Genomic DNA, 14,747 nt, shown 5'->3' on the forward strand with positions numbered 1-14,747 from the left:
TGTTGTTTCCGATTATGTCGATGCTTTTTTATTATCAAAGTATTAGGACACAACTATTCAATTACTATTTTTTACTTGTCGCGCTAATTAATTTATCTCTTTTTAAACATCTGTTCATATAAAGTTCAAAATCCCTCGATATAATCAACAATGTAAACGTGATGTTAACGGAGTGTAAAACATGGATCTCATGGATAGCAGATCAAGAAGAAAGGGGATGAATAAATGTATTATCCAAATTTGGATTTGAAATACCGACATGAACTCAAGCACTACGTGAATTACCATCAGTATTTTACGATTCGGCAACGGCTACGTCCGCTGATGACACAAGATGCGAATTCCAATGAAGCTGGAGAATATCTGATCCGAAGTCTGTATTTTGATGATATCAATAATACGGCACTGCATGAGAAATTAGGCGGTGTGCGAGATCGAGTGAAGTACCGGATTCGTATTTACAATGGCGAAGATAAAATTATTCATTTTGAAAAGAAAATTAAAATGAACGATTATATTGCCAAAGTCAAAGAATCGATTACCCGTGACATGTATGATGAGATTCTAAAAGGCAATTATGAAGTGCTCAACTTACCTCACAAACCTTTACTGTATGAGATTTACCATGCGGCTAACAATGTTTTATTGCGTCCACAAGTGATTGTAGATTATGTACGGGAAGCTTATACCTCTAAGCTAGGTAATGTCCGTATTACGTTTGATAAATATATGAAAACAGGTCTGAACAATCACGATATATTTGACCCTAATTTGGCAATGGTCGATGCGATTGATCATAAATTTTTTGTGCTTGAAGTGAAATTTGATGAATATTTGCCGGATTATATCAAAACAGCATTACAACTCGAAGGATTAGTTCGTCAATCCAATTCAAAATACGTTATCTGCCGTAAACTCGGTAAAGAAAATTCCTGGGAGGATCAATAACACATGGCAACAACGACACCAGTCGCAGCCGCGGCAAATGCAACAACAACTGACGCAACAACCAATTTTTCAGATATTGTCAAAAATTCTGTACTGGAAAGTTTCACTTCTGATATCAGTATCACTCATATTTTGCTCACGATGGGGATCGCTTTTTTGGTGGGGCTATTTATCTACTTCCTGTACAAACGCGTATTTAGCGGAGTACTGTATTCCAAAAGCTTCAATATCTCACTGATCGGCATGACGCTAGTGACTTCTATGGTAATTATTGCGATTAACTCGAACTTGATTCTGTCTCTAGGTATGGTTGGTGCACTTAGTATTGTTCGTTTTAGAACACCGATTAAAGACCCAACCGATTTAATTTTCTTATTCTGGGCAGCAGCGGCAGGGATTGTTACCGGAGCAGGTTTTTATAGTTTGGCGATTATCGGTTCTGTGATTGTAGGTCTGGTGATGTTCTTATTTATCAAAGGATCTTCTTTCGAAACGCCTTATCTATTGGTCGTAAACGCTCAAGGAGACGATGCAGAGAAACAAGTCAACAGCAAGCTGAACTCACTGGTAAAACGCCACACGGTTAGACAAAAAACAATCACAGCAGACAATATTGAATTGACGCTAGAAGTACGTATCAAAAACAATGAGCCTACATTTGTAAATGAAATTTCTAATATTGCAGGTGTAAAAAATGCTGTGTTGATTAGCTACAACGGTGATTACGTTTCGTAATAGAAGCGAATAGACATGGCTGAAATTGATCGAAATGAAAGCTCATAGAAATCCTTTGCACAAGTCAATATACCGATTTATGCAAAGGTTTTTTATTTTAAAATTGGTGGTGATAAAGTGAAGTGGATATTAAAAGTAGTTCTGGCAGGTACACTATGTCTTGTGGCTATTATACCGTGGGCATCAACGCAAGAAGCTCATGCAGGCACAGTGACAGAACAAAGTGCACAAGATACGAATGTATTTGTAGAAGATAAAGTGGTCGATGTCAAAATAACGCTTCCTGATTCGGATTTTCAAGATATGTTAGATCATGCGTCTGATGAAGAATACCACTCGGCAACAGTGGATTATAACGGTAAAACAATCACAAATGTAGGTATCCGTACAAAAGGTAATCTTTCCTTACGCAGTGTTGTCCAGATGGATGATTCGGATCGGTATAGCTTTAAGCTGAGTTTTGATGAATACATTTCCGGACAGAATCTATACGGCTTAGACAAAATTAATCTGAACAACAACTATAGTGATGCTTCTTATATGCGTGAATTTTTGGCGTATGAAATGTCTGAAATGTTAGGGCTCCCTACACCTAAGCACTCCTTTGTGCGTATCTATGTTAATGGTACATATAAAGGATTATATCTTGCTGTAGAGCAAGTAGACGACCAATTTATAGAGACTCATTATGAAGATACAACAGGCACATTATACAAAGGTCTGATGACAGGTAGCGGTAGTGATCTACAGTGGATTGATGATGATGCAGATTCGTATACCGGTCTTGATGTGAAGTCAGAAAGTCAGGACAAAGACGCGTTAATTAATATGCTGGATAAGCTGAATCATGATAGTAAAACGCCATATACGGATTATCTTGATGTAGATAGTATCCTTGAATATCTGACGTTAAATGTGGTGACCAACAATACAGATAGTTACATTGGTGGCAATAAGCAGAACTATTATCTGTACGAACATGGTGGCGTATTTTCTATGATTCCATGGGATTATAACATGGCATTCGGCGGAATGGGTGGTATGGGAGGAGGCATGGGCGGCGGTGGCTTCGGCGGTCGTGGTGGTGAAAATGCTAATACTAATTCAGATACCAACACGACAAAAGCAACAACAGAGCCAACAACCAACCAGCCTCAATCCAATACAGCCAATACTAAAGATCAACAAACAGCAACAACAGAGACAACAACGGGTAATACTAATAACGCAACGGGAAATGGAGCAGGTACTGCAAGTTCTACTTCTTTGATGATTGATGAACCCACATCAGGAGCTTTAGCAGAGCGTCCATTAGTTGCCAAATTATTAGCAGTCGATGAATACAAACAAAAATATCATACGATGATCCAGAATGTACTCACTCATTTTTTAGCAAATAATATTTTTACAGCAAAAGTGAATGCATTAAATGATATGATAGCCGCCGATGTGAAAAGCGATCCTACTTCTTTCTATACGTATGAAGAATATCAAGCAGGTGTTAAGTCACTCATCGCTTGGAATCAGACCAATACCGCAAATATACAAGGACAACTAGATGGGACGATTGCTTCATCAGGTGATGGTTCTGGAAATGGCGGTATGGGCGGTGGAATGGGAATGGGTGGCGGACAACGTGGTCAACGACCTGAAGGAGCTCCAACAGGCGGTGATAATGATAGAAATGGCGGAATGATGGCTCCACCTGATGGTGTCGGTGGTGGAATGGGCGGAGGCCCGGGTGGAGGATTTGGAGAACCGATAACACCTACTATTGATACAGCTGCACAGGCGAAATATACAGCAATAAGTATAGGCATTCTGGTATTAGCGATAGGGATTGTATTGTGGTTCCGTCGCCGACGAGTCTAACCTGCATATCATATGTCATCAATGAAATATAAGTATAAAAAGGATAAAGTCTTATGACTCTATCCTTTTTTTGTTATTTGACATAAACATATCGAAATCACGTCAACAGCAGGTCTGATTATTGAACAAACACCACTGTATATTGAATATCTACTGATGATCATTCCATGTATGATGCTAATGTAAGCGCTTCACTATTAAAAATGAGGAAGAAGGGGTATATTTGAATCGATCATTTTCGTATCGTCCATGGATATCGCTTGTGCTTATAATGGTTATGTTATTTGCTGGATTGCCTTTGAACCGCTCTATCGCAGCTGAAGATCAAGAACAACCGACTAATCTTTCTTATTTAGGAACAATCGAACAAGAAGAACAGACACCTACTGTAATCAATAATACGTATGGCAATGAGCCTGTTATAGTCTCGAATCCAACTGTATATCTGGCAGGAGATTCTACTGTACAGACTTATGCAACATCCAAACAACCGCAAGCAGGATGGGGGCAAATGATAGACCGTTATTTGGACGACAAAGTGAAGATTAGCAATCAAGCGATAGGTGGACGTAGTTCCCGTTCTTTTATCGAACAAGGTAGATTAGATACGATCTTAAATCAGATTCAACCTGGCGATTATCTGATGATCCAGTTCGGTCACAATGATGCCGATACGAAGCCAGAGCGCTACACACCTGTACCTGATTACAAAGTATACCTCAAGCAATATATTGATGGTGCTCTTGCTCATGGAGCCACTCCGATTCTTGTTACTCCTGTAGGTCGCAGAGATTTTAATACGACAACAGGGCAATTCAATATCAGTTTCCCCAATTATGTAACAGCGATGAAAGAAGTCGCTACTCAGACCCATACACCTTTAATCGATCTTAGCGCTCGCAGTGTTGCTTATTATAATTCGATCGGTGCTGAAGCATCCAAAAAAGTCTTTTTACATGTTCCTTCAGGTGTGTATCCTAATTTTCCAGATGGAGTGGTAGATAACACCCATTTTCAAGAGTACGGAGCTATTCAGATCGCAAGACTGGTAGCAGAAGGAATCGCTGATCTGAATCTTCCTTTAGCAGAACATGTACAGAATCTAACGATAACTGAAGATGCTACAGTTGCTTCCGGTCAACGTGCTATGGAAAAGTTGAATCGTGGACTGGTTGCTGTGAAAAGCAAAAATGGGATCTATGTAGGTTGGAGAATGTTAGGGCTTGATCCAGATGGGATCGCATTTAATGTATATCGGGACGGTGTGCTGGTAAATAGTCAACCGATTACAGGCGCTACCAATCTGCTGGATTCTCAAGGAACAGACAAATCAGTCTATACATTATTTACAGTTCAAAATGGTAAAGAAACATCAGTATCTACTCCTGTATCTGTATGGCAACAGCAGTACAAATCAGTTCCTTTGCAAAAGCCTGCTGACGGTGTCACCAAAGACGGAGTATCGTATACGTATAGTGCAAATGATGCTAGTGTAGGCGATCTGGATGGAGACGGAGAGTACGAAATTGTACTGTTGTGGTCACCTTCTAATGCCAAAGATAATTCACAATCTGGATATACAGGCATTGTATATCTGGATGCATATAAGTTAAATGGTACTCGTTTATGGCGGATCAATATGGGGCCTAATATTCGTGCAGGTGCTCATTATTCTCCATTTGTAGTCTATGATCTGGATGGAGATGGAAAGTCTGAAGTGGCTTTGCGTACAGCAGACGGTACGATTGATGGACAAGGCAAAGTTATTGGCGATATCAAAGCAGACTATCGCAATAGTGCTGGATATGTACTCACAGGTCCCGAGTTTTTGACGGTATTTCAAGGAGCCACAGGAGCGGCACTAGACACAGTCAATTATGACCCGCCTCGTGGAACAGTAGCTTCATGGGGAGATAATTATGGCAATCGGGTCGATCGGTTTCTAGCAGGAGTTGCTTATTTGGACGGGCAACATCCAAGCTTTGTAATGACCAGAGGATATTACACACGTACCGTTCTGGTAGCTTATGATTTTCGAGAAGGCAAAATCGTCAAGCGCTGGACATACGATACCAATGTAGGCAATCAGACTACGTATACAGCTCAAGGTAATCATGCGCTGAATGTAGCAGATGTCGATGGAGATGGCAAAGACGAGATTAATTTTGGCTCTATTTCGATTGATGATAATGGAACCCCACGTTATACTACAGGGCTTGGACATGGTGACGCTCAGCACTTGGGTGATCTGAATCCGAATCGAGCAGGGCTTGAAGTATTCGGAGTGCATGAGCATAAAGATTCTCCATACGGCATGGAAGTTCATGATGCGAATACCGGACAAATTCTATGGGGAGTCAAAACAGGGATTGATACAGGACGTGGTATGTCAGCAGATATCGACCCTCGTTTTCCCGGAGAAGAAGTGTGGGCAGCTACCATTACTAATGCCCAACATGTTCCAATCACCGGATTGTACAGTATTACAGGTGAATTAATTAGCAAAACTATTCCTTCATCAACCAATTTTGGTATCTGGTGGGATGGCGATCTATTACGAGAATTGTTAGATGACAATCGGATCGATAAATGGGATTATACTAACAACACGACGACCAATCTATTTACAGCAACAGGCAGTAGTTCTAATAATGGAACCAAAGCGACACCAGCGCTACAAGCAGATCTGTATGGAGACTGGCGTGAAGAAGTGGTTTTGCGTTCCAATGATAACAGTGAATTACGTATCTATACGACGACAGATATAACTGATTATCGGTTGCGTACCTTAATGCATGATCCAGTGTATCGTTTGTCTATCGCATGGCAAAATGCAGGATACAATCAACCACCACATCCAGGTTTTCATATAGGAGTAGGGATGAAGCAACCTCAAGCACCTGATATTTATTATGTACAATAAATAAAATACACCTCATGATCTAACGTGAATATATCCTCATATCAAACAATTAAATAAAACAAATACAAAAGACTATTGACGTTAATACGTCAGTAGTCTTTTTGTTGTTAACAAGCGATCACACCAGTAATCATAAAGTGAATATTTGTGCTATTACAAAGTGTACTCAAATCCGATATAAATATTATGTAAATAATAGGTAATCGTAACAATGTAATATGCCATTTATTCGAACAATACAGTGTAGCAGGGAGATCATGTTATGAGAACACTATTTAATATTAACAATTGGAATTTACGGCTGAAAATGTTTGTACCGATGGCAATTGTTATGATTGCTTTGATCGGAATTACTGTGTTTGCACTAAGTCATACCAAATCGATCGCCCATACGTTAACTACCAAACTTTATGATCAATCGTATATGACAAATTACTGGTTATTGAATGCAGATCGTGATTATTATCAATCGTTAGTAGCGCAAATGACATTAACCAGTTCGACAGACCCTGCCATTTTGGAAGCAGCCAAAGCAGATTACACTGAAAATGCACAACAAACGTATGAACGTGTTCACAAAGCAGAAGCTATTTTTAAAGCTCATCAAGCAGAATTCAATCAATATCAACATGCTGATTCTAACAAGAACGTATTTGAATTGATTGCAGATTTTGATACTAATTTTGCAGCATGGCAAAAAGAATTTGATATCAATACCAATACTGTAGCAAATCTAACTGAAAGCACTGCACGCTTTGATGCGGCACGTGAAGATATCAATCAGGCAGAAGAGATTTTGGACAATTATAATCAAGCGATTTTACTAGAAAGCCAAACACTACAGAATCAACTGGCAAAAACATTAATTATCGCAGCAATTGTTGTATTGCTGATTTCTTTAATTGTATGTATAATCTTCGCTCGTAACGTGAACCGTCGTACCAAAGTCACATTAGAAATTATCAACAAAACAGCAGCACTTGATCTGAAATATAGCAAAGGCTATGAAAAATATTTAGAAGAAAAAGATGAGTTTGCTCTTATTATTGCAGCAATGGGTGGAGCACGTAAGCAATTTAGAGAAGTATTTGAGCAGGTGATTACACAGAGCTCTAATTTACAGAATCATATTCAAACGGTGAATCATAACATGTCTCATTTGGAAGACAGCGTGCAGGATATTTCTGCTACAACCGAGCAGTTATCGGCAAGCACAGAAGAGACAGCTTCATCGACAGAAGAAATGAATATGACAGCCCGTGATCTGGAACATGCTGTTCATTCTGTGGCTGTTCAAGCACAAGAAAGCGCCAAGTCTGCTGATGAATTGACCCGTCGTGCTCAAGGGCTTAGTCAAGATTTCCGTACTTCTTATAATAAAAGCTTGGGTATCTATACCGGTGTAAAAGAACGTCTGGAACAAGCACTGCTAGAATCGCAATCGGTCTCCAAAATCAATGGACTGGTATCAACGATTATTACGATTGCAGCACAGACCAATTTGTTATCACTAAATGCAAGTATCGAAGCGGCAAGAGCAGGCGAAGCCGGTAAAGGATTTGCAGTAGTAGCGAGTGAGATTAGTAAATTAGCAGCCAATTCCAAGCAAGCGGCTGATCAGATTGATCAGATTACTCGCAATGTAATCACATCGGTTAGCAATCTTTCATCCAACTCGAATGATTTGCTTCAACTATTTGGCAATGAGATCAAACAGGATTATCATATGATGCTAACTTCAACAGATCAATATGCAGAAAGTGCCAAAGGAATAGATGATATTGCGACAGATCTAAGTTCAACATCCAAACAGCTATTATCCTCTATAGAAAATCAAGTGAAGTCGATTCATGAGATTGCGCTGGCTTCTAATGAAAGTGCAGCGGGGACGTCTACTATTGCAGGCAAAACCGAGACGATTGTAGAGCAAACGAACGAAGTGATCGAAAGTATGAGTATGTCCAAGCAAGGCATAGATGAACTATTAGCGTCTGTTTCTAAATTTAAAATCTAATACGGCTAGTGATAAGGAATAGCACTTGTAAATTACTGATTGTATTGAGAATGAGAAATGCAATCAGTATGTTTACAGGCAAAACACAGACAAAGTGAGATAATCTATAATTTTTTTTCAAATCTACTTGATAATAATAATCATTGTTGGTAGAATATAAAAAGAAAGAAGGAACTCGGCAAAGTCCCTTCTCAGTTGTAAAACATTTTCAATTAGTTGATTGCTTCTTTTTTATCAAAAGTTTGGCAATCTGTTTCTTCAGACTCAGTTGCTTTTTTGTGAGCATGGTTGATGATGAAAATAGATTCAGCAGTACATTTATTTTCTTCAGCCCAATGTGTGCAAGAGTTCACTTCACAAAGTACGTTTTGTACCATAGTAATTCACCTCCTATAGTAGAATGATAGGAATTAGAAATAAGCAGCTCCTTCTGTGAAAAGGGGCTATTTGTATTTCTCGCTACAAATATTGTAGCGTTAATGCCAGTGTACCAGATAAACAATTCAATTGGCAAACTTTTTGCTCACAAATATATAGAAAATCCACAAAAAAATCAAAAAAAATGTTATTTAGACAAAAAAAGCCCCAATTCACTGTAGATTGATTGTGAATTGGGGCTTTTTGATGAGTCGTTATGATGCTTTATGATAAAAACCAACTATGACCATTATTTACGTAACAATGAAAGATCAAATGAAGGAACAAGACCTTCATTAGCAGCACGTCCTAACAACGCTTCGATCGCTCCATAACCATCTTCCCCTAGATTACGCGTAAATTCATTGACATACAGATTAATATGAGAATCTGCTACTGTAGGATCCATTTCTTGTGCATAATCCAGTACATATTGACGTGAAGCTTCAGGATGTTCCCAAGCATATTCCACAGAAGAACGTACCCAATCAGCAATCTGATTCGCATCTAATGAACGTTTAGCAATAATAGCTCCTAACGGAATCGGTAATCCAGTATCTTCTTCCCACCAGCTACCCATATCTTCCATTAGTGTTAGACCATAATTAGGATACGTAAATCGTGCTTCATGAATAACCAGACCTGCATCAATCTGACCATCTCGAACCGCAGGCATAATCTCATCAAATGGCATAACAACGATCTCCCCAACACCACCGGGAACATTTTGTGCTGCCCATAGACGGAATAACATATAAGCGGTAGAACGTTCACTAGGTACAGCGACTCTTTTACCGGATAGACTGGCAGGGTTCGTTTCGTTAGGATTGGCTGTTAATACCAATGGACCACAGCCTCGGCCAAGAGCACCACCACAAGGAATTAGGGCATAATCTTCTAATAACCACGGCAATGCTGCATAAGACACTTTCAGTACTTCAGGGCCTTCACCTGTAGCTGCCCAGTTATTCGTAATATCAATATCAGCATAAGTTACATCAAGCTCGGGAGCATTCGGAATAAGACCGTGCACCCACGCATGAAAAACAAATGTATCATTAGGACATGGAGAAAAAGCGATTTTCATATTATAGCACCTCCGGTAATATGGAGCTTGCTTTAGTTAAAGCTTGCAACGCATCAGGAATACGCCAACTGCTTCGATCACGCGGACCGACTCGATTAGAGATTGCACGAATTTCTAGAACTGGCAGATGAAAGTAATGAGCAGCCAGCGCTACACCATAACCTTCCATTCCTTCAGCCGAAGCACCTGGAATACGCTCAGCTAACCTGGCTGTTGATTCAGCCGAACCGGTAGTGGTAGATACAGTTAATACCGGGCCAATATGCACAGCAAGACCTTTTAATTGAATCGCTGAAGCAAGACTTCCATTATAGACAGTATCCGCCTGAATAACAGAAGAACCGAATCCCAATTCATCTACCGAAAGAAATCTATGATCCGGTGTCTCTGAACCGAGGTCTGCTGCAATCATCTGACTCGCAAGTACAATCGAACCGATCTCTGCATAGCCACTGAATCCACCACCAATACCTGCACTAATCACCATATCAAAAGATTCTTTAGCAAGAATCGAAGTTGTTCGCGCTGCTGCTGAAGCAGGGCCTACACCAGCTAATTGCACACTAAAGCGGTCTTCACCCCGTGCAGACAATCCTTGCAGAACAGCTTCACGCTCCGCTTCAACAGCTGTCATAATCAATATTCGTTTAGAGGACGAATGAGAATGAATCGAAGTATTCATAGATTGTATCTCCTTATGGTTTACAAGCATTTCATTACAAGCTACTTTCTAACGTTACTCTCATTAAGCTATAAAGTAAAGTCAGCTCTAAAGGATAACATCATTATCAATCACCAGAAATAAGAAGCAAAAGAATCATTCAAACACCAAAATAGTATCATTCTAGCAATAACAGGAGCACACATTATTTAGCTGCAAATAAACTACAAATATAATATGTAATTAAATTAATATGAATTATGTATGAATAGAAATAATAGATCACCACATAAAAGGGAAAAGATGCTTACTTTAAAAAGGGATTGGGTAAATATGATTCATTCAATTTTATAATACATTATTTTGTGATAAGTCGTTGCAACACATCATGGCAGGATCAATTTAGAAGTAGCTTATTGCATCATACAACTAGACTATTTAGGACTAATTTTAAGGTAGAGGTGAACAGGATGATGAAGACAGGCCATACAGAACAGATCGTGATTGAAGTAAACGGACAATCGGTCGTTACAGAACCAGGTATAACTATCGTGCAAGCAGCCAAAGGACAAGACGAATTTTATATTCCGCAAATTTGTTATAACGAGCAACTAGGAGCAATCGAGACATGTGATACATGTATGGTAGAAGTGAACGGAGAATTGGTTCGCGGATGTAGCACGGTAGTTAGTCCAGGCATGCAAATCTCTACAGAATCTTCACTGGTCAAAGCAGCACAGCAAGAATCGATGTCACGTATTCTCAAAAATCATGAACTGTATTGTACGGTCTGCGATAACAATAATGGAAATTGTGTCGTTCATAACACAACAGAAAAATTAGGGATCGAACATCAGACTTATCCTTTTCAACCCAAACCTTATCAAATTGATAACACCAATCCTTTTTATAGATATGATCCAGATCAATGTATTTTATGTGGACGCTGTGTAGAAGCTTGTCAGGATCTTCAAGTCAATGAGACATTAACGATCGATTGGAGTCGTGATCAGCCGCGGGTCATCTGGGATGATGATGTGCCTGTTGATCAGTCTTCGTGTGTATCGTGCGGACATTGTGTTACAGTATGCCCTTGTAATGCGTTGATGGAGACTACGATGGTCGGTGAAGCTGGATTCCTAACAGGTATTGATAATCAAGTGATGGAACCGATGATTGAACTGACCAAAGAAATCGAACCGGGATACCGAGAAATATTTAAAGTATCAGAGATCGAAGCTTCTATGCGTAGTTCGCGGATCAAACGTACCAAAACCGTCTGCACATATTGTGGAGTTGGCTGTAGCTTTGAAGTATGGACTAAAGGGCGCGATATTCTCAAAATCGAACCTTCAATCGATGCACCGGTGAATGGAATTTCGACATGTATTAAAGGTAAATGGGGTTGGGATTTTGTAAATAGTGAAGAACGCCTGACCAAACCTTTGATCCGTAAAGGTGATCGATTTGTCGAATCAAGCTGGGAAGAAGCGCTTAATCTGATCGCTGGCAAATTAGGCAGTATTCGTGATGAGTATGGAGCGGATTCGATTGGTTATATTGCTTCATCGAAATGTTCTAATGAAGAAAATTATATTTTTCAAAAATTTGTACGCTCTATTATGGGCACGAATAATGTGGATAACTGTTCTCGCTATTGTCAGTCTCCAGCTACATCGGGACTGATGCGTACCGTAGGTATGGGTGGAGATAGTGGTACGATCGAAGATATTCAGCAAGCAGATCTAGTTATGATTGTAGGAGCGAACCCTGCTGAATCCCATCCGGTCTTAGCTACAAGAGTGAAGAGAGCACATAAACTGCATGGTCAAAAACTGATCGTATCCGATCTACGCAAAAATGAAATGGCAGAACGTGCAGATATTCATTTACATCCAAGTCCTGGTTCTGATCTGGTCTGGGTATCTGCGGTTACCAAATATATTATCGATCAAGGCTGGGAAGATAACGGATTTTTAACAGCTCGTGTCGATGGATACGAAGAGTTCCGTCAATCACTCGATCAGTATACATTAGAATATGCAGAGCAAGTATCCGGTATCTCACAAGCCGAATTGATTGCTACCGCTGAAATGATTCATCAAGCCAAATCGGTATGTGTGTTGTGGGCAATGGGTGTAACTCAACATCGCGGTGGAACAGATACATCTACAGCGCTATGTAATCTGTTGTTAACTACAGGTAATTTCGGTCGTCCGGGCACAGGAGCTTATCCTTTGCGTGGTCATAACAATGTACAGGGCGCTTGTGATTTTGGAACGATGCCGAATTTCTTCCCCGGGTATGAAAAAGTATCAGATGATGATGTGCGTCATCGTTATGAGCAAGCATGGGGCGTTCAGCTTCCTGTAGAACCTGGATATGACAATCATCAGATGGTCGATGCGATCGAAGAAGGTAAGCTGAAAGCTATGTATCTATTTGGTGAAGATATGGCATTGGTCGATTCTAATTCTAACTTTGTCGCAGAGATGTTAGGCAAGCTGGACTTTTTCGTTGTACAGGATATTTTCTTCTCCAATACAGCTCAATATGCTGATGTGATTTTGCCAGCTTCTCCAAGTCTTGAAAAAGACGGTACATTTACCAATACCGAGCGCCGTATTCAGCGGTTCCATGAAGTGCTTGCCCCTCTAGGTGATTCCAAGCCAGACTGGCGCATTATTCAAGATGTTGCTAATGCTTTGGGAGCGCAGTGGAATTATACTCATCCGAGCGAAATTATGGCAGAAGCAGCGAGTCTAGCACCTTTATTTGCAGGTGTTCATTATGATCTGTTAGAAGGCTGGAATAGTCAATTGTGGCCTGTGCATCCGAACGGAACCAGTACACATTTGTTGTATGAAGAAGAGTTCCATTTCCCTAACGGTAAAGCAAAATTATATCCGGTAGAATGGACACAACCGTATGAGCCAGAAGCGATGTATGATCTACATTTGAATAACGGACGGTTATTAGAACATTTCCATGAAGGCAATATGACGTACAAAGCTGAGGGAATTCGCCATAAAGTGCCTGGCACATGGCTAGAAGTCTCACCAGAATTGGCAGCAGAGCGAGGAGTACAAGACGGTAGCAAAGTTCGATTGATTTCTCCTTTTGGTAAAGTGAAATTGTCGGTACTGGTAACGGATCGGGTGAAAGGCAAAGAATTGTATTTGCCGATGAATACATCTAATGAACATGAAGCCATCAACCGCTTAACCAGTAGTTATACCGATAAAGTTACCCATACGCCAAGTTACAAAGAAATCAATGTGATGATGGAAGTGTTGGTAGATGAAGTAGAGCATCAGGTGTCGCCTTTGCCTCAGGTCAACCCACGCTTCGCTACACGCCGTCCTCAGATCAGTGTACGAGTCGAAGATAAGTGGAATCGATCAGACTATGAACCGATTGCTACAACGATCCAGAAGGAGCGTGAGTCTCATGGCGAGACCTATTAAGCAGATAGAACGTCATATTCCGACAGAAGCGGAGCTTCAAGCTCAATCACTAGGTCTATTAATCAAAGCATTAACAGACAATACAGAATCAATCTTGAAAATGCTAGAGATTGTTAAAGAACTGGATCGAGCAGGCGTACTGGATATTGCAGATGCTGCGCTCAAAAATAGAATTCCAATCAGTGCGATAGGCATCGATATGATCGAAGGGATGAATTTGCCCCCATTGATCAAAAATGCGTTTACGCTTATTCAAGTATTAGGTAAGCTTGATCCAAAAGAACTAGAAAAGCTAATCAAAGCTTTAGGAGCAGGATTAGATCATCTAGGAGACCTACATTCTGATTCTTCACAGAAATTGTATGAGAATGATAAGCCTTCCAAAGTCGGGAAAAAGAATAGTCATGCTGATGATCATCCGCCAGGTATGATTGGATTGCTCGGAATGATGCGCGATCCTGATGTTAGATCTTCACTATCGGTAGGATTACAGTTTCTCAAAGCAATGGGCGGGGAATTGAGCAAAAAAGAACCTCCTCAAAGCTCACAATGATTAGAATGCAGTGTATGTTAGTCATAGAATTGCTGTAAATACAAATAATAAATCCAATCAAAAAAGCGAG

General features: G+C 40.1%; 10 protein-coding genes. 7 read left to right on the forward strand and 3 right to left on the reverse strand.

Features of this window, described 5'->3' with window-relative positions; all coding sequences use genetic code 11:
• Positions 1–225: 225 nt before the first annotated feature.
• From PQ456_RS04530 to PQ456_RS04550, 5 genes are all read left to right on the forward strand, one after another.
• Positions 226–948 carry a polyphosphate polymerase domain-containing protein gene (locus PQ456_RS04530; protein WP_273615066.1) on the forward strand — a complete coding sequence of 241 codons (723 nt, stop codon included), beginning with the start codon at positions 226–228 and terminating at the stop codon, positions 946–948.
• 3 nt (positions 949–951) lie between these two features.
• A complete protein-coding gene (locus PQ456_RS04535) occupies positions 952–1,683 on the forward strand; it encodes a DUF4956 domain-containing protein (RefSeq protein ID WP_273615067.1) in 732 nt (243 codons plus the stop codon).
• 117 nt (positions 1,684–1,800) lie between these two features.
• Complete coding sequence (locus PQ456_RS04540; protein WP_273615068.1) at positions 1,801–3,555, forward strand: CotH kinase family protein; 1,755 nt, start codon at positions 1,801–1,803, stop codon at positions 3,553–3,555.
• A gap of 223 nt (positions 3,556–3,778) precedes the next feature.
• Positions 3,779–6,478: a rhamnogalacturonan lyase family protein gene (locus PQ456_RS04545; protein ID WP_273615069.1), complete on the forward strand. Its 2,700-nt coding sequence runs from the start codon at positions 3,779–3,781 to the stop codon at positions 6,476–6,478.
• Positions 6,479–6,740: 262 nt separating this feature from the next.
• Positions 6,741–8,492 carry a methyl-accepting chemotaxis protein gene (locus PQ456_RS04550; protein WP_273615070.1) on the forward strand — a complete coding sequence of 584 codons (1,752 nt, stop codon included), beginning with the start codon at positions 6,741–6,743 and terminating at the stop codon, positions 8,490–8,492.
• A 212-nt stretch (positions 8,493–8,704) separates the two neighbouring features.
• On the opposite strand, the gene PQ456_RS04555 is transcribed toward PQ456_RS04550, so the two are convergent.
• The 3 genes from PQ456_RS04555 to PQ456_RS04565 form a co-directional block, all read right to left on the reverse strand.
• Entirely contained in the window at positions 8,705–8,869 is a 165-nt protein-coding gene (locus tag PQ456_RS04555) for a DUF1540 domain-containing protein (RefSeq protein ID WP_204825444.1), read from the reverse strand.
• A gap of 290 nt (positions 8,870–9,159) precedes the next feature.
• A complete protein-coding gene (locus PQ456_RS04560; protein WP_273615071.1) occupies positions 9,160–9,996 on the reverse strand; it encodes a 1,4-dihydroxy-6-naphtoate synthase in 837 nt (278 codons plus the stop codon).
• Between the two features lies 1 nt (position 9,997).
• A complete protein-coding gene (locus PQ456_RS04565) occupies positions 9,998–10,678 on the reverse strand; it encodes a futalosine hydrolase (protein WP_273615072.1) in 681 nt (226 codons plus the stop codon).
• 452 nt (positions 10,679–11,130) lie between these two features.
• On the opposite strand from PQ456_RS04565, the gene fdhF reads away from it, so the two are divergent.
• Both fdhF and PQ456_RS04575 read left to right on the forward strand, forming a co-directional pair.
• On the forward strand, positions 11,131–14,124 hold the full coding sequence (fdhF, locus tag PQ456_RS04570) for a formate dehydrogenase subunit alpha (protein WP_273615073.1): 2,994 nt from the start codon (positions 11,131–11,133) through the stop codon (positions 14,122–14,124).
• On the forward strand, positions 14,108–14,677 hold the full coding sequence (locus tag PQ456_RS04575; RefSeq protein ID WP_273615074.1) for a helical membrane plugin domain-containing protein: 570 nt from the start codon (positions 14,108–14,110) through the stop codon (positions 14,675–14,677). Before fdhF ends, PQ456_RS04575 begins: the two co-directional genes overlap by 17 nt.
• The last annotated feature ends 70 nt before the right edge of the window (positions 14,678–14,747 follow it).

It is taken from the genome of Paenibacillus kyungheensis, assembly GCF_028606985.1.
GTDB lineage: Bacteria > Bacillota > Bacilli > Paenibacillales > Paenibacillaceae > Saccharibacillus > Saccharibacillus kyungheensis.